This window comes from Alistipes sp. D31t1_170403_E11, from assembly GCF_015553985.1.
GTDB classification, from domain to species: Bacteria; Bacteroidota; Bacteroidia; order Bacteroidales; family Rikenellaceae; genus Alistipes; species Alistipes montrealensis.
Window position 1 is genome coordinate 187,787 of record NZ_JADNHQ010000004.1, and the last position, 17,533, is coordinate 205,319.

Here is a 17,533-nt window from a genome sequence, read left to right on the forward strand (position 1 = left end):
GTTGTGTACGACAGCCTATAAGCGGGTCGCAGGTGCGATCTTCACGCGGAAGGTGTAGTCGGCATAGGGAATCCGGTACTCGGGCAGTGGCAGCGCACCCCACGAGTTGATGCACGCCAGTCCGTACTGTACCTTGTCGAGGCATACCGAAACACACTCTTGTTTTTCGACTTCGGGCGAATGCCCCTGGCGTTTTACGGCTCCTTCGTCGAGCGACTCCTGCGAATAATGGAGCGCCGAGGCCGAGAACGGCGCGTCGGAGGTCACCGTGAGCCCGCGTCCGCCGATGTCCGAGAGATGCCACCACCTCAGGTCGCTCTTCGTACCGGTCTCCTGCGGGCGGATGTAGGGGTAGAACTGATCGTCGACGCTCTGGCAGTAGAGTCCCACGAAAGCCGACGATTTGCGGTCGGCGTAGTTCTCGCCCGGGCCGCGGCCGTAGTATTGCAGGCGGTCGAATCCGGCAGGCATTTCGAGGCGCATGCCGAAGCGGAACATGTCGGGGACCTCGACGCCCGTCGCAGCGTGCAGCGACTGGGCGATGGTGAGGGCTCCCGTGTTGTCGACGGCATATTCGATCTCCAGCGTAGCCTGTACCTGCGGCATTTCGTAGCCGGCTTTCACCGTCACCACGCCGCCGGCCTCCGAGTGGGTCAGCGTCTTGAGTTTCATCTCCGGCTGTTTCCAGACCGCCATTTTGTTTTGCAGCCCGGCGCCGAAATCGTTGTCGGTCGGTGCGCGCCAGAAGTTGGGACGCAGCGTCGAACCGTCGGCAAGGTAATCCATGCCGCGGACCTCGTAGCGGGTGATGAAGCCCGTGTGACGGTTGAAGTCGAGCCGTACGCCGTTGCCCGAGACGATCAGGAAATCGTTGTGGTTGTCCGCCGCAGTGAGGGCTTCCCCTTCGGGAACGGATTTCGCCGCAGGCGCCGCGAAGGCGTATTCGCGGATCGGCAACTGGGCGCGCGCTGCGATGTGGCCTGCGGGCAGGACGCCTTCGGCGGCTTTGAGTTTATAAGCCACGTCGAGCAGCAGTTCGCCTTCGGCGGGCAGTCTCGCCGGGTCGTAGGGGAGTACGATCCGGGCAGTCTGCTGCGGTGCGGCTTTCACTTCGGCGACAACGCCCCGTTGTACGGGAACTCCGTTGCACAGCACCTCCCAGTGGAGGTCGTAATTCGCGAGGTCGCGGAAGAAGTTCTCGTTGAGGACTTCGACGGCGTTTTTCTCCTTGTCGTCGGCCCATGTGGTCCAGATCGACTGGTAGTAGTAGCATACCTCTTCCATGTGGGGATTCGGAATCCGGTCGGGTCCGATCAGGCCGTTGTCGCAGAAGTTGAAATCAGAGGGATCGTACGGGTTCCAGTCGCCTCCGTAGCCGTAAACCGTCACGCCGCCGCGGCCCTTCTTGTGCAGCGACTGGTCCACGAAGTCCCAGATAAATCCGCCCTGGTAGCGGGGCTCGCGCCGGATCAGGTCCCAATACTCCTTGAATCCGCCCATCGAATTGCCCATGGCGTGGGCGTATTCGCACTGGATCAGCGGTTTCGAAGGATTCTCGGCGAGGTATTTCTCACACTGTTCGTAGCTCCAGTACATCGGGCAGATGATGTCGGTGTTGCGGCTGCCGGGCGAATAGACGGCCCGTTCGTGGTGGATCGGGCGTGTCGGGTCGTATTGCTTGATCCAGTCGTAGCAGGCGTCGAAGTTGGGACCGTCGCCCGCCTCGTTGCCCAGCGACCAGATGATCACCGACGGGTGGTTGATGCTGCGGATCACGTTGCGTTCGTTGCGTTCCAGGTGTGCCTTGGCATAGAGCGGGTTCTTGGCCAGCGTCTTTTCGCCGTAGCCCATGCCGTGCGATTCGATATTGGCCTCGGCGACCACGTAAATACCGTATTCATCGCAGAGCGAGTACCAACGGGCATCGTCGGGGTAGTGGCAGGTGCGCACGGCGTTGATGTTGTTCTCCTTCATGATGCGGATGTCCTGCAACATGCGTTCTTCGGAGACGTAATAGCCGTAGTCGGGATCCATTTCATGCCGGTTCGCGCCCTTGATCAGCACCGGTTGGCCGTTGACCAGCAACTGTCCGCCGGCGATTTTCACGTCGCGGAATCCGATTCGGAGCGGAATAACCTCGATCACTTCGCCCGCGGCCGAGCGGAGGGTGGCTGTCAGGTCGTAGAGCACGGGTGTCTCGGCGCTCCACAGCGCGATTTTCCCGGCGTCGAGCGTGCAGCGCTCCTCCTCTTTGGCGACGCGCAACTGCTGTGAGGCGACGCTGTGGCCCTCGGCATCGGTAAGCGTCAGTTCGACGCTGCACCCCCGCGCCTGCTTGGGGAAGGTGGTTTTAACCGTCACGGTTCCCGAAGCGTAGTCCTCCGACGGTACGGCGTTGACTTGGATGTCGGTGATCCGGCGTTTGTCGCGCGCATAGAGGTAACAGTCGCGGCCTACGCCCGAAAGACGGAAGAAATCCTGGTCTTCGAGGTAGGAGCCGTCGCACCAGCGGAAAACCTGGAATGCGATCAGGTTCTTGCCGGGTTTCACGTAGGGCGTGAGGTCGAACTCGGCCTCCAGTTTGCTGTCCTCGCTGTAACCCACATAACGGCCGTTGACCCAGAGGTAGATGTTCGAGGTCACCGAGCCGAAATGTGCGACGATCTGCTTGCCCGCCCATGCAGCCGGGATGTCGATCGTGCGGCGGTAGGAACCCACGTGGTTTTGCTCGACGGGAACGTGCGGCGGATCGTTTTTGAACCAGCCCCTCCAGGCATATCCGATGTTGAGGTAGACCGGGTCGCCGTAACCGTTCAGTTCCCAGAGTCCCGGGACTTGCATGTCGTTCCAGCCTTTGTCGTTGAATCCGACCTGGAAAAAGTCCGTCGGACGCTGGTCGGCATTGCGCACCCAGTTGAATTTCCAGTTTCCGTTCAGCGTAACGAACCGTTCCGAGCGGGTTTTGTCACCGGCCTGTGCCGCCACGGGTGATTCATAGGCAAAGTAGGCGGCGTGCATCGGCATCCGGTTCACGGCATTCACGCTGGCATCCTGCCATTCGTTGTTTTGCGCGCCCGCCGTCAGCGCAGTTGCTGCGGTCAGCCAGCATAAGAGGGTTTTCTTCATCGGTTATTTTGTTTTTTAAGGTTTAAGCGGATGTCGGGCGGTTCCTGTCGCTGAACGGTCAGTGCGGCCCGATTGGGTAAATTTCGTAAAAATGAAGGGAAACTCCAAAATATGATGACTGAAAAATAGTCACTTTCGGGTATTTGCAGCAGATTTTTCCCGGAGCGTCCGTAGAGGCCTCTTTGCGGGGCACATAAAACCCAACTATATACTTTGATGTACCAAGTGTAATCGCCAAATCGGCAAGTACAGATTTTCTTTGTTTTTAGAATTATGTCTGATCCGTGTTTAGTTTACGTATGATAAACGAAAGTGCGATATGTTGCCAGTCGTTTGCTGAAAGACTGTAAGTTGCCATGGATGTACGATATGGTACTGTCCCGATGACTGTGGCTGCCCCTGGAGTAGTACTGTTTATATACAGACTACAACTGTATACTGAATAATAAATATGCTGTTCTTCCTTCGGCAAGTCTGTTTTTAATCCGGCAGCAACCTTTTTATCGACAGTTTCAAAGGTCGTGTCCTCTCCGGCACAGGCGATGAAGTGCTTCGGTGCGCTGTCCCGGTTATCCCGGTTACCAGGCGATTTCTTGTGTTGTTCAATCAGCCCCCAAAGCCGGCATATTATCCGCAACCTCTGCTACCACAGGTACATGAAGCATGTTTCCATTTTTGATTGCACAGAAACATTTTATCGTCAGCAGCCCTTGACTGACAAAAATAGTTACAAAAACGCCTTTTTCTGTCTTTTTGGGAAGCATATTTTTCGTTACTTTGTAAATAACACGCAATACTGGAAAAGTATGGTGAAAAAAACTACCATATCCCATAGTATGCTATACTCTCCCATTTCTGAGGGTAGTTTGCAAAAGGCGCATTTGATATTCTCCTTTACAGAACCGGTGGGTATGGATGAAAACTATGAGTTAAAATTATCCCGATTTACAAAATTTTCCGCTTCCCTGCCGGTTGTATCTTTCCTTGATTTTATCCATATCGACTATAAAGTGCTGGTAGTTTGTGCTTTATTCTCTTTTCTCTTCTTGCTGTCATTATTCGTGACGGCACAGGAAGCCACGGATAGCGTATACGCATTCCGTTGCGTCTCGCAAAAGGATATGTTTTTCGTTCCTTATGGAAAGAACCGTGCCGAACTGGAACGGCTGTCACGAACCATTGGCCGATACCACCGGGAAATAGCGGACGGCGGCCTGCCCCTTCGTGTGGACGGCTGCTGCAACTCGCTTCCAATGAAGCGGAGAACCTGACTGTGGCAAGACTGCGCTCCAACCGTGTAATGAGCGAACTGGTTCTGCACTACGGAATGACAGAGAAATGTTTCGTCGCCTGCAACCATTGCTGAAGCGTATTTGTCGATGCAACGGCTTCCGACAACAGCAAGCGGCTCGCCGTTGCAATGGCGGATGTGGCGAAAAAGAAAGTCGTGACAGTACGTAAGGAAATGGGCGACCGCAACTATTGGATGGCAAACACACCGACTGCCCTGCGGTGTTGGTGGAGAATTTCTTCCAGGGCAATAAGGAAGACGAGGATTTCCTGCTTTCCGAAGGGGGCAAGCAGTGCGTTACCGACATCATGGTGGAAGGTATCAAGAAATAGCTGACAAATAAAATGATAAAACGTATCCTGACATATTACGCCGAGCGGCTGGAAGAATATCTCTCACGTCTGCACCACCAGCCCGAAGGACTGGCCACCGTGGGACTTATCGGCTCTGCCGGAGAGGAATGTCCCAACAAGGTGGTTATTTCACTGGTTAACCTCGAACAGGAGACTTCGGGAGACATGACGTATATGCAGCGCAGCGGCAGCGGATTCGTCGGTAAGGGAGCACCGCTGATGATGAACATGCACATCGTGCTGGCGGCAGTCTATGACGGCAAGCGCTATGGGGAAGCCCTTTCCGTGCTTTCGGAGACATTGGCGTTCATCCGCTCTACGCCGAAGTTCCAGGTGGACGGATGCGCCTATACACTGGAAATCGTACCCATGTCCACCATGGATTTCCACAATATCTGGACGACCATGGGCGGGCAGTACTATCCGTCGGTAATCTGCAAGTTGCGCGGGCTGACAATCGATTCCACCGAGATTATCTCCGGTGGAAGCAGGACAGGAAAAATGAGTGTAAAGACATAATACAAGACATATATTGGATATCTTTCGTTCGTTATGCAACATTCGTGTAGAGCACGAATATTTCGCTCAAAACATTTGCCGTGGCATGCAGTGCCGCATATCTACCTCGACAGGATTCCATGCGGGAACAGTACGAGTTCCAGTTCCGTCTGGTATCCGCCACCGAAAGAGACAACTCCTTCAGACAGGTGTTGCTGCATAATGTGGAACTGCCCAAGCCGGGCATTTTCCTGAGCAAAGACCCGGAGCTACTCCGACAAATATCTTATTTTTAGGTTGTAATATTGTTAAACCATTAAAACGTATGGCAATAATGAGGACGCCGGGCGTTTACATCGTGGAGAAAAGCGCCTTTCCCAATTCAGTAGTCGAAGCTCCGACCGCCATCCCCGCTTTCATCGGTATTACCGAGAAAGCCGTGAACAGTGCGGACCCGCTAAGAGGCAAACCCTGGAAGATTACGTCGATGACGGAATTCCAGCAGTATTTCGGCGGAGCACCGGCTCCGGAGTTCAAGTTGTCCGTGGTGGACAATCCGGAAAAGGATGCATCGAAAACATTCTACGGCATTCCCTCTCCGGACAAGAGTAAACTCTTGCGGGTGGAAGCTCCGGAAGTGATATTCTCGCTCTATTACCAGATGGTGATGTTCTTCGCCAACGGTGGCGGCACCTGCTATATCGTGTCGGTAGGCACTTATGACGAGAAAAGCCTGATTGACAAGGAGAAAGTTGCTGCAGCACTTACTGCCTTGAAGAAGGAGCCGGAAATCACGATGGTGCTCGTTCCTGAGGCCGTATCAGTGGATGAGTGCAAAGACATTCAGAATCAGATACTGGCACACTGCGGCGAGATGATGAACCGTTTTGCCATTCTCGATGTGCAGCCCAAGAGCGGTGATGAGCGGATGGACGTTCAGATAGAGACTTTCCGCACGAATGTCGGGGCAAACTTCCTGTCATACGGTGCTGCTTACTATCCGTGGTTGAATACCTCCGTGCTCTCCGACAAAGAAATAGACGGTACGGTACTGGTCTGGGATTACAGCGCGGCTGCTCCTGACCTGTCGGCGTTCTTTGACCCGAAGTCAGGCTTCCCGAAATACTTTGCCGATTTTTTTGCGGAAATTGCAAAGGGCAAGAAAGTCGTAAGACCCGGACAGTTCGACGACACGGGTGCGGAAACGGTTCCGGCAGAAATAGCGGATTATACTTGGGATGAACTTGCTGCCATGAAGAACAACCTGCACAACGCCCTGTTGCAGAATCTCCCAGGTTATCAGTACATCGTGAACAAAGTAAGGGAAAGGCTGAACCTGCTTCCCCCTTCGGCAGCTATGGCAGGGCTTTACACGATGGTGGACAACACGCGCGGCGTATGGAAAGCTCCTGCAAACGTATCCGTGAACTATGTGAACAGTCCGACCGAGAATATCGACAACGCCATGCAGGAAGACCTGAACATGCCGGTGAACGGCAAGGCGGTCAACGCCATCCGCACCTTCCCCGGCGAAGGCATTAAGGTATGGGGGGCCCGTACATTGGACGGCAACTCACAAGACTGGCGTTATGTGAACATACGCCGTACGATGATATTCCTTCAAGAATCGATAAAAAATGCCAGCAGGGCCTACGTGTTCGAACCGAATGAGGCAAACACTTGGCTGAATATTAAGTCGATGATCAGCAGATTCTTGTGTGGCGTGTGGAAGCGCGGCGGACTGGCAGGTTCCACCCCGGAGGATGCTTACGAAGTTCACGTGGGACTGGGCGACACGATGACCGGCGACGACATGCTGAACGGTATCATGCGCATCACCGTGCTGGTGGCTATCATCCGTCCGGCAGAGTTCATCGAAATCACCTTCCAGCAGCAGATGCAGAAGAGCTGATGACAAGTAGGTATTTCGTAAAATTGGATTGATAACACTTTAATACTGATATTATGGCAGACGAAAATGGAGATACTCAGAGCGCTCAAATATGGCCCGTACCTGAATTTCATTTCAGTGTAGAAATATCGAATGTAGGAATGATTTCCTGCAAGGAGATATTCGGAATCGATCTGGAGTTCGACGTGATAGAATACCGTTCGGGGGATATGCCGGGCTTTACCAAGGTAAAGATGCCGGGCTTGCGCAAGAGCGGTGACGTGACCTTGATGAAAGCGATGTTTAAGGATGATAAGAAACTGAGGGACTGGATCAACCAGGTGAAGATGAACATTATCCAGCGCGAAAGCGCGACCATCGCCTTGTTGGACGAGGCCGGGAACCCGGTACAGAGATGGCGTCTGATCAACGTATGGCCGAAAAAGCACACCGTGGAAAGCTTCAAGGCCGACGGAAACGGTGTCTCCATGGAAACGATCGTGTTGGTACATGAAGGCGTGACACCTGCATGACCTTGAGTTGAGATATGGCTCCTGACAGCAAGACATGGAAACCACCGATACTGTTCCATTTTCAAGTGAATTTCCAGTGGGATGGCGACAAGATGTCTGCCTCTTTCGCAGAAGCGGACGGTCTTGGTCAGGAGTTTATGTTCGACGAGCAGGCGGCTAAGTCTGAAAGAATACCTGGATTTCCCAAAGGTATCAAAGCAAACGACATCGTGCTGAAACGCGCGCTCGAACCGCTCGATGAGAAGATCACCACTTGGTTGGAGGACTGCTTCTCTTTCCAATATACAGGATGGATAGAACCGCGTGTGGTGATAATTTCTTTGTTTGACGAGAATCGCGGGATTATCACAAGGTGGGTCTGCGAACGTGCCATTCCACTAAAATGGTCGATGGCTCCGTTCGCATCTGAGAGCAAAGTGGCTATGGAAACTATCGGCATACGCTGCTGCAACTGTCTATGATTAAGATCGGACGTGGTAAGAACGAAACTGAAGACAGACAATCCGCAGATGAAAAAGAAGCTGAAATATCCCCGTATTCAGTTGCACCGGTTGCCCAAAGGGAGCATATCGGGTTTTTCGAGGAGTGGCTGGAGAATACGGAACTGTCCGAAAGTACCAAGAGAACATTTCTGCTACGGCTTGCCGAAGAGGACCCGGAACTGTTGGTGCGGAGGCTGAAAGAACGACCGGAAAGATGATATGTGTCGCTTTTGGCGGCTTTGATGGACGAGCCGTCCGTGCTGTCGCTCACCGGGCAGGTTTCGCTGCAACTGGCGGAGGCGATTTCCGCCGTGTCCGCAGTCCCCTGCGAGGCTTCCACTTCCGTTTCCTGGTTAAAAGATACGGACCGAAGGATAGTTCCGGTATCGCGGCATTGTCGGCGGACGGTCATTTATCGGTAGAAAAATCTATCGGTTCCGCTGCAAAGGGAATGCCTCTGTTGATGGATAATGGAGGACAGACACGTGAGGCGCAGATTCAAAAGAATCTTCCTGCTGGGGACAGTTCCGATATGCAGCGGCTTTCTGTTTTACATGCCGTTTTGTTGAAAGGAGATATTCCCGACGAAGCCCAAAGAATGTTTGTCCTGCGATGGTTCGATACGTGTCATGGCAGGGAGAGCGAACTGGTTGTCGCTTTGCAATCGGAAAAGTTGCTGGAAAAGGTTATCGGCTTGCTTGATGGCAGCATCCTTCGGTATATTACAATACGGTTAGCCGGGCATGCTTTCGGGACAGGCTGTCTGAATGCGGTTACTTTCGGCTATAGCAGGTAACGACAAAGTCAAAGCAGTCGTTGAGTTATTTATCGGAGCTTCTGAAGAATAAACTGCAGATGAAAGGAACTTCTGTTCAGGCCTTGGGAATAATGCATTATTGGTTATGCTGATTCGGATACGGGAATATATCCGTTCGGGAAAACTGGATAGTCGTGTATCGGAGCCGGCATACGGGGATGCCACGCCGAATAGCGTTAGTATAATGAGCGGAAGCAGCATCGCCGATAGCAATAATCCGGGTGCATCCGATAACACAATAGGTGAAAATTTATCAATACAGACAAACGATATGGATTTGAACGAGTCCCGAACGGCATTTGAACAGCATTTGAATGATATTTCCGGAATCACCGAATGGCTGCGGAACAAAGTATTTACACCATCACAGAAACGGGATGTGTTCCTCCGTTACATCAATGACAATCCGGAAAATGCGATGCGTATAGTGAAAGAGACTGTCGCATCGGAAGAAAGCATAGTTGCTCTATGGGCTGAGATTACCGACAGAGAAGTGCTTTCGGACTTTATCCGGTACACGCATAATGCCCTTTCGGAAACTCTGATGCAGGTCATAAGGATTGTGGAATCCACGCCTATAGGGACCAATCTGTTTACGGGCGGCAGTGCGGAACGGGACAGTTCCGTGACGAAAGCCCTTCTGCTTCTGATGGCTGCGGGACAGTGTCCGGGTGATCTGGATACAGAGGAGATTATCCGGCAGTTCCTTTCTCATTGGCATTATGTCCTTACCGGAAGCAAGGAATATACGGCTGCAGACCGGGAGCAATGGAGAACGGCTGAAAGGCAAGTTGTCGATACGGTCGCATCCGGAACCCCGGTAACTGCCGATGATGCTGAAACAAATGCTTTTACAGAATCCGGTATGCCTTCAGTGACGAATCGGCAGGATAATCCGAATGAAGAGACATACGATGATTTAGTGACCTGGCTCATGTCCCCTTCAGTCAGCGATACGACAAAGTCGCAGATGCTCCGGCACTATGCCCGGTGGCAACCGAAATTGCTGTGGTCGCTTGTCCGTCATGCTCCTGGCGGTACAACCGGGAAAACCATTCCGTTCCGACAATGGAGCGGTTGGCTCGGCAAGGAGGTCTGGCTGGAGATGGTTGCGGGTGCATCGCTCTCTTTGGGCGAGACATTGCGCCGGATTACCGGAACCTTTTCTGATAAATACGAAGTTCCTGAATCCGTGTTGTCAGAAGGATTGGTTCGGTTTATTGCTGGTTATCCGGCAGAACAGATGGCTTGCGAAGATAATCGGGTCGCAGTCAGAACGTATATTTCCACACTGGCTCCACTTGCATGGGAAGGTGGAATACCGGGATCTGTACAGGAACAGGCAGGAATGACAGGCAATAATCACTCTGACCATAGGGAATCCGAAAAGACTTCACCAATGAATGAACAGCACGTACAAGGCGGCGCGGAGCCTGGAATTGCCGGAACAGGCGGTTCTGAATCCGGAAAACAGCCATCTGAAGCAGACCATAATGCTGCAGAACGACAATTTGCGTTGGATAATATCATTCAAGAGATGGAAGTTCAGTTGCACATGGCCGATGCCGAGCAATCGTTGGAAGAGGCGGTACAGCCGGAATCTATCGAGATTCTGAATGCCGGGCTTTGCCTTCTGGCAATATACTTTCCCCGTCTGTTCGGTATGCTCGGGCTGCTGACGGAAGACAAGCAGGATTTGAAAGATACTGAAGCTCGTATCAGGGCGATATTCATCCTGCAACGGTTGGTGACGTATGAGCCGCAGGAATACAAGGAGAGGGAACTGGCGTTCAACCGTATCCTGACGGGGTGTCCTTTTTATGTGCCGCTGCCCAAGACATTGGAATTAACCGATTACGAGATCAAGATTATCGAGTCGATGATTGTCGGAGTCAAGAATAACTGGGACAAGTTGAAGAATACTCCGGTTAAAGGATTGCAGTTCAATTTTATAGAGCGTCTGGGAAGACTGGAACAGCGGGAGGATAAATGGGTGCTGTATGTGGAAGAACGCAGTGTAGATCTCCTGCTCGACTTCCTTCCGTGGTCGTACCGGTTTATCCGGCTGCCGTGGCTGAAAAAGAAGATAAATGTCGTATGGCACGACAAGAAAGAATTCGATTTTGATCATCTATAAACAATCTGAAATTAGTAGTCATGGAAGCGGAAAAAACGTATCGGAACAAGGTGGCACGCATCATTCAGCAAAAGCGGAACGGTGAGGGTGTGTTGGAGTTTACGGATAACCGTCGGAACGAATTACTTCAGGCTGTAGCCGAGCCGGTGCAACGCCTCGAAGACGAGGATGAAATGTTACAAGGCAAGTTTGAGGAAACGGTGCAGAAAAAGAACGAGACCGGAATGCCTGATATCTTGAAAGCCGGTTTCGAGAAATTATCGGGCTTTGAGATGGACGATGTGCGGATGCATTACAACTCGGACAAACCGGCAGCTGTTCAGGCATTGGCGTACACGCAGGGAACGGACATTCATGTAGCGCCCGGTCAGGAACAGCATTTGCCGCATGAGGTATGGCATGTGGCACAGCAGATGGCCGGACGTGTGGAACCTACTGCCGAAGTGGGCGGATTGCCGGTGAATGACAACGCCGCATTGGAACATGAGGCGGACGTGATGGGCGCAAACAGTTACTGACTCCGATTTTATGCAGCCTATGATGACAGCGCATATCGATTGGTTCGGCAAGCTGCTGACCGCAGCCATTCAACTTTATTTCCGGCAGGAGTGCGAATACTATTCGATAGAAGATATTACGCCTCCTGCTGACGGTTGGCTGGAAAGCGTGACAGCACAGCAGGAGATCGCATTCAACGAGCGTGTGATTATCATGCTGGCACTGATGCCGCACATCAGTCCGCAGGTATTAGACATATTCTTTGTACAGAACAAGAATTTCGACCGCCAATATACCGAGTTCGGTGGTTGGAAAGGTCTGTCGCACGGCGGCTTCCTGCCCACCGGAGAAACAGTCTCGTTTATCATTGCTGGAGAGGACGTGGAGAAAAAGAAGACTGTCATCCGCATGTTCCGGGAAGACCATTGGTTTTGCACGAAGAATATTTTGCGGTTGGAAGGTGCAGGCGAAGGTGAGCCGTTCCTTAGCGGTCAGTTACGGATTTCGGAAGAGTTTCTGAGCCGTGTCCTGCTTGACAGGGAATACAAACCGGACTACAACATCGGTTTCCCGGCCAAGCGTATCACCACGCCGTTGGAGTGGGAAGACCTGGTTTGGGATTACAATACGCTGGAGGCGCTCGGCGAAATCAATAGGTGGATTGAGCACCGGCATACCATTATGGAGGACTGGGGGTTGAAACGAATCCTCAAGCCCGGCTACCGAGCCTTGTTCTACGGCCCTCCGGGAACGGGAAAGACCCTCGCCGCCACCTTGCTCGGCAAGAAGAACGAAATGGATGTCTATCGTGTGGATCTTTCGATGATTGTATCGAAATATATCGGCGAGACCGAAAAGAACCTTGTAAAAGTCTTCGATCTGGCGGAGAACCGCAATTGGATTCTGTTTTTCGATGAAGCGGACGCTCTCTTCGGCAAGCGTACCTCGACCAATACCTCCAATGACTGCCACGCCAATCAGGAAATCGCCTGCCTGCTCCAACGCATCGAGGATTTTCCCGGTACGGTCATCCTTGCTGCCAACCTGAAATCCAACATCGATGAAGCCTTCTCCCGGCGTTTTCAGTCCATCATCTACTTCCCTATGCCCGATGAGGAACTCCGCGCCACCCTTTGGCGCGGCATGCTCCCTTCGCAATGGCTCGGTGACAATGCGGAAGAACTTATCGCAATGGCTACCGAAACCGAACTATCCGGAGGTTCGATTGCGAATGTGGTGAGACGATGTGTTCCTCGTGGGATTTCCCGATCTGCCGCTGCGTCTGTTCCGGGGCGATTGCGCCACAATACCCGCCCGACGGTAAAAGAAGTTATACCGTCCGCCACGCTGAAGCCGTCCAAATCGAGGGATTTGCCCGAATTACCGCGATTGCCGACCAACCCGGTGAACGCCGACCGATAACGGCCTGCCGCTGCGGATAAATTCCCGACCGCCTGCCGAATAGCGGGGCTGCGCGACGGGTGTAACGGTCCGCTGCGCCTGCGAGAGATGACAGTCTAATTTGGAAAAGCTGAAAGCCCGGTCGAAATAGATGTTTTTGCCGTTAGACTTGTAATGCGGGATACGGCTTCCGCGGGTCAGCTTGTACATGTCCGTCCGGGAAATCCCGGTGTAGGCACAAGCCTCGCCGAAAGTGAGGACATTTTTCTGCCTTGCAAGCAGTTGCCCGATGCGGTTCAGCCGCAGCACCATACTGGTTTCACTTGCCGATGCAGAAAATCTACTGTTTTCATTATCCGGAAAGTAATGGTTTAATGCGCTAAAATAGAGTGAATTGCTTTTATGTGTGGGACTTCGGAATTATAACTCTCACTCCTTGAGTTCGTTATTCTTACCCCTTTAGTGCCATAGGGGAGGAGCGATTGCAAATCAATGGGTTATATTTTCCAAAGTCCTGATTTACGTTTTAATACAAAGGTAAAATAAAAATCCTCAAAACGGCAATAGAAACACCTGAAAATCATCAGAAATGACAGGGAATTGTTATTTGATTGCTACGTTTCAGTGTTTTTCCCGTATGCTAACCTATAAAAAAAGAATGAAGGCAGATGCCTTCTATCATCTGCCTTCCTACGTTTACGGTCATAAACCTTTTTCGACTTATGCACCCTGCTGAAACTAATCGGGTGGCTATGATTTTCAATCTCCGCTTCGGGGGTTCATTTGCGACTAGCTTTTGATGTAATAACGCTCGGTGATTTTCTTTGCATGTATAGCTATGAAACATTGGATTGATTAGAAAAAGAGTGTTGAATTATCTCATTGCTAAAAATAAGCCAATAATTGTTCCTATCCATCCTATCAAAGAGAAAAGAGGATGTGTAATTATGTCTATAAATATGGCATATGTGTTTTTATTGGGTATATTTAATTTTTTTGTAATTAAGCGATTTGCAAATCTGTCAATATAATTTACTTTTAAATCTATGGATTCAGCTACGGGTTTGTAATTGAATTTGTTAAATTCCTCTTCTTCTTGTGAGATGTTTAGATACCCGTCTTTGGTATGATAGTTGAATTCAAGGAGTTCAAGAAATCGGTCTGCATGTGTGGCATATTTTTCTCCGTACATATTCTCGAGTATTTTATTTAGATCAATTTTTTTATTATTGGGAATCTCGTAGAAATCGACCCCTTTCTTTTCTCCTGCCAATTTAACATATCTATGCTTAATAGCCTGAAAACCATAATTAACATTGACCATATTCCAATGTATCCAGTAACAATTAGAATGTCTCTTCATAAAAGAGTTAAATTTCTCTAACATTGATAGTTCTAATTCTGGATAATAGTCTTTGCTATCTGATTTTGAACAATTTATTAGATCTGCCTCAATGTGAATTCCAAAATGCTCATATACATTGCTCTTTAAAGACTTTACAACGATACAAGTGATCATAGGAGATATTTCATCATTCTCACTGAAACAAGATGCATGTGAATAACAAATTGCAAGTGTATCATATTGCGCTCTGATAATTTCTTTAACATCATTACGTGCCTGACGTCTTCTTTTTATAACAGAGTCCATAGCCACTAACTTTTTAAATGACTTTTAATGTTGTACATTAGTCTGTTAGGACATATGGAATTTTGAAAGCATTCTTCGCAAGTGCTTTTATGTGAGCATTTACGGAATTCCAGAGTTTTGATTTTTGTTGCAGACTCAGTAATCTTTTCTTTTATTGCGTCCAGATCTTCTGGATTAAGGACACTACGAACCATTGAATGAGGGTCATCTGTTCCTATGATGTATGTCATTAAATAGTTAGCAACTTCTCCTGTCAATTCTTTGTGCCCTAATGCATATAACTTTAATTGATCATCGGTTAATTTTTTGCTTTGAGAATCTTCTTTAGATTTAAACTCAATAATTGTGGTTTCATAGGTATTAGCTTCTGTCTTTTTCTTGATAAGATCAACCCGACCCGTAACAAGCAGTCCTTCATCTAATTTGAGTTGAATATCTTGTTCGACGAACGCAATATCTTTCATTGTTGCCTTGTTGTCGTTATAATATTTAATTAGATTGTCTTCTATCATTTGTTCGAAAGGCTCTTTCAGCTTGGGAGAGTCTGCAATATATGGGAAATACATTTGCCTTTGAGCTATAGCTTTGATTTCCTCAATATTTAGGTCTTCTCCATTTTTGGCTCTTTTATGTAATTCCATAAGAGCATTGTGAAAAGACTTTCCCAGTCCCATACGCTGCTCTAGAGGATAGGTAAATCCAAACATCGAAACAAGCTTAAATCTATATGCACAATCAAAGAAATCTTTTAGGACGGTGAAGTCTAATGTCATGCCATTTACCTTCTCAAGTGGCTGCGATTCCATCCGAGACAAATTGGTAAAAGCTTCTTTTTTATTTGAAAACAAAATATCCGATGCATCCAACTCTCGTATGAATTCGGAAGGCTTTTGATATAAACGGTTTGTTGCATCTGGAGCTCTCGATAGTAATAAAAATTTTTGTGCTCTAGTCATTGCCACATACAACAATCTTCTTTCATCTTCAATGCCACCAAGATATCGATTTTGATTCTCAATTAATGATGCATCTAAATAGTGCCATTCATTTAATCCTCCTTTCTTTTTTTGTGGAAGATAATTTCGATTCAATCCAGGGATAAATACAACAGGAAATTCTAATCCTTTGGCCTGGTGAATAGTCATGATTTGAACAGCATTGGGTACTTTGTATGGATTGTTGATCCAACCTTCTGGGTAATATTCTTGTGCTGCATAATTAATAAAACTTAAAAAGCTGAATAAGTGAAAAGAAGCTGTAGATGAATTAAAGTTTATCTCTTCAAAATCGTTAATTACTTGGCTAAATTTCCCGAGATTAAAGAAAATGATTTCAGCCTTTTCTTTCGATTGGATATCATTATCTTTGATGAAAGAATCTTCGAATATCTCGGCATCTTCGAGGAATTTCCAAAAGATACCTTGAAGATTGTATGCACGTTCTTTATCCGATAATTTTATACCACTTTTATATTTTTCTTGAATTTTTTGTGGTTTCAATGACTCTAATCGATCTATTGCAATATTAATTTTATCTATAGGAAAATTGGTAAATGGTAATTTGGACCATAAGTCAAGCATTTCATCCTTGGTAATATGCTCATTGAGATATTTAAAGATTCCAAGAGCTGCTTTTATTTCGGCGGCATCAAAAAGATGATTTACTCCAGCTGTAATATATGGAATTCCTCGTTTTTCCAATTCGTCAACGACATTTTCTGCTTTGTTCCATGTCCGTAATAGAATGCAAATATCGGAATATGCTAGACCTCTTGCAGGAGAGCCAGGATACTCATGAAATTCGACTCCAATGAGATTTTCTATAAAGTCACAAATACCTCTATTCTCGTCATCGATATTGTCATAGTCATTATATAAAATATCTTGGCTCTTGCGGAAATTTTGATTGTTGGCAGATATTATTGGTTTGGCTATTCGGTCTGTGTTATTCCGTATAAAAACCTCCGATATAGTTGTAATACCTACAGAGCTGCGAAAGTTTTTAACAATTTCAAATTTTACGCATGGAGCATATTTTTTGTCAAAGTCAATGATAAACTTATTATTACTACCTCTCCATTGATATATATTTTGGTCATCATCACCTACGACGGTTAATTTTGCTCCACTAATCCCGTGGAGTGTTTCAATTAATTTCTCCTGTTTGGGATTGATGTCTTGATATTCATCAATGATAAGATATTTAAGTTTCGTTTGAATATATCTATAGATGTTACTGTGTTTGTCTTCTAACTGCTCCAATGCTTTGTCGACAATCATGGAAAAATCGAAATAATTTTTCGCATGGAGTGTTTGTTCATATTTGTTTTTTGCTTGCTGAATGTGAACTGGAAGATTCTTGGTTAAATTTGATTCTCTGATAACTTCCATAATACGCACAAAACGCTTTGTGTCAACAAATCTACGCATTACTTCATTCGGGTTTGAAAGCTTATGAATTTCTTTCATCCCGATTCTATCATAATATTTATCGATAAAAAGTTGTAATTTTATTTCATCTAGAACATTGTATTTTTGATATTTGTATTCGTTTTCCTGTAAAGCTTTTAGGCACCATCCGTGGATGGTGCCGATATACATATCAGCAAGCCCTTTTTGAGGACCAACTTTTTCTAGCACCTTGTTTTTTAATTCTGCGGCAGCCTTTTCTGTGTATGTGAAAGCAATAATGTTTTCTGGCAGAATATTTAGCATATTTTCTGGATTGAGTAAATATGCAATTTTATATGCAATTGTGGTCGTTTTGCCAGAGCCTGCGCATGCAATTATTCGAACATTTGTATCGTTTGCCCTTATTGCATCAGACTGTTCTTGAGTAAGATTAATAGCCATTTT

At 48.2% G+C, this 17,533-nt stretch carries 16 protein-coding genes; 11 read left to right on the forward strand and 5 right to left on the reverse strand.

The window, feature by feature from the left end; genetic code table 11:
- Window positions 1–15: 15 nt before the first annotated feature.
- Together I2E69_RS10105 and I2E69_RS10110 are read right to left on the reverse strand one after the other, a co-directional pair.
- Complete coding sequence (locus tag I2E69_RS10105; RefSeq protein WP_195461090.1) at window positions 16–3,126, reverse strand: glycoside hydrolase family 2 TIM barrel-domain containing protein; 3,111 nt, start codon at window positions 3,124–3,126, stop codon at window positions 16–18.
- Window positions 3,127–3,728: 602 nt separating this feature from the next.
- Entirely contained in the window at window positions 3,729–3,959 is a 231-nt protein-coding gene (locus tag I2E69_RS10110) for a hypothetical protein (protein WP_195461091.1), read from the reverse strand.
- 78 nt (window positions 3,960–4,037) lie between these two features.
- Between I2E69_RS10110 and I2E69_RS10115 the strand changes: the two genes are divergently transcribed.
- From I2E69_RS10115 to I2E69_RS10165, 11 genes are all read left to right on the forward strand, one after another.
- Window positions 4,038–4,397 carry a hypothetical protein gene (locus I2E69_RS10115; protein ID WP_195461092.1) on the forward strand — a complete coding sequence of 120 codons (360 nt, stop codon included), beginning with the start codon at window positions 4,038–4,040 and terminating at the stop codon, window positions 4,395–4,397.
- Between the two features lie 211 nt (window positions 4,398–4,608).
- Complete coding sequence (locus I2E69_RS10120; RefSeq protein ID WP_195461093.1) at window positions 4,609–4,749, forward strand: N-acetylmuramoyl-L-alanine amidase; 141 nt, start codon at window positions 4,609–4,611, stop codon at window positions 4,747–4,749.
- A gap of 12 nt (window positions 4,750–4,761) precedes the next feature.
- Window positions 4,762–5,289 (forward strand): DUF4255 domain-containing protein, encoded by a 528-nt coding sequence (locus tag I2E69_RS10125; RefSeq protein WP_195461094.1) that lies wholly within the window; start codon window positions 4,762–4,764, stop codon window positions 5,287–5,289.
- Window positions 5,290–5,593: 304 nt separating this feature from the next.
- A complete protein-coding gene (locus tag I2E69_RS10130; RefSeq protein ID WP_195461095.1) occupies window positions 5,594–7,180 on the forward strand; it encodes a phage tail sheath family protein in 1,587 nt (528 codons plus the stop codon).
- Window positions 7,181–7,233: 53 nt separating this feature from the next.
- Window positions 7,234–7,692 (forward strand): phage tail protein, encoded by a 459-nt coding sequence (locus I2E69_RS10135; RefSeq protein WP_195461096.1) that lies wholly within the window; start codon window positions 7,234–7,236, stop codon window positions 7,690–7,692.
- Window positions 7,693–7,706: 14 nt separating this feature from the next.
- Entirely contained in the window at window positions 7,707–8,153 is a 447-nt protein-coding gene (locus tag I2E69_RS10140) for a phage tail protein (RefSeq protein WP_195461097.1), read from the forward strand.
- Window positions 8,150–8,392: a hypothetical protein gene (locus I2E69_RS10145; protein ID WP_195461098.1), complete on the forward strand. Its 243-nt coding sequence runs from the start codon at window positions 8,150–8,152 to the stop codon at window positions 8,390–8,392. Before I2E69_RS10140 ends, I2E69_RS10145 begins: the two co-directional genes overlap by 4 nt.
- Window positions 8,389–8,970, forward strand: coding sequence for a hypothetical protein (locus I2E69_RS10150; RefSeq protein ID WP_195461099.1), 582 nt, complete (start codon window positions 8,389–8,391; stop codon window positions 8,968–8,970). Before I2E69_RS10145 ends, I2E69_RS10150 begins: the two co-directional genes overlap by 4 nt.
- Before the next feature lie 292 nt (window positions 8,971–9,262).
- On the forward strand, window positions 9,263–11,128 hold the full coding sequence (locus I2E69_RS10155; protein WP_195461100.1) for a contractile injection system tape measure protein: 1,866 nt from the start codon (window positions 9,263–9,265) through the stop codon (window positions 11,126–11,128).
- Window positions 11,129–11,148: 20 nt separating this feature from the next.
- On the forward strand, window positions 11,149–11,646 hold the full coding sequence (locus tag I2E69_RS10160; RefSeq protein ID WP_195461101.1) for a DUF4157 domain-containing protein: 498 nt from the start codon (window positions 11,149–11,151) through the stop codon (window positions 11,644–11,646).
- 22 nt (window positions 11,647–11,668) lie between these two features.
- Window positions 11,669–13,048, forward strand: a complete 1,380-nt coding sequence (locus I2E69_RS10165; protein ID WP_195461325.1) for an ATP-binding protein — start codon at window positions 11,669–11,671, stop codon at window positions 13,046–13,048.
- Here the strand turns inward: I2E69_RS10165 and I2E69_RS10170 are convergent.
- The 3 genes from I2E69_RS10170 to I2E69_RS10180 form a co-directional block, all read right to left on the reverse strand.
- The gene (locus I2E69_RS10170; protein WP_195461102.1) at window positions 13,007–13,339 is read right to left on the reverse strand and encodes a helix-turn-helix domain-containing protein; all 333 of its coding nucleotides are present in this window, start codon (window positions 13,337–13,339) and stop codon (window positions 13,007–13,009) included. The genes I2E69_RS10165 and I2E69_RS10170 overlap by 42 nt on opposite strands.
- Before the next feature lie 562 nt (window positions 13,340–13,901).
- On the reverse strand, window positions 13,902–14,678 hold the full coding sequence (locus I2E69_RS10175; RefSeq protein WP_195461103.1) for a hypothetical protein: 777 nt from the start codon (window positions 14,676–14,678) through the stop codon (window positions 13,902–13,904).
- A 5-nt stretch (window positions 14,679–14,683) separates the two neighbouring features.
- Window positions 14,684–17,530 carry an ATP-dependent DNA helicase gene (locus I2E69_RS10180; RefSeq protein ID WP_195461104.1) on the reverse strand — a complete coding sequence of 949 codons (2,847 nt, stop codon included), beginning with the start codon at window positions 17,528–17,530 and terminating at the stop codon, window positions 14,684–14,686.
- Between the last annotated feature and the right edge of the window lie 3 nt (window positions 17,531–17,533).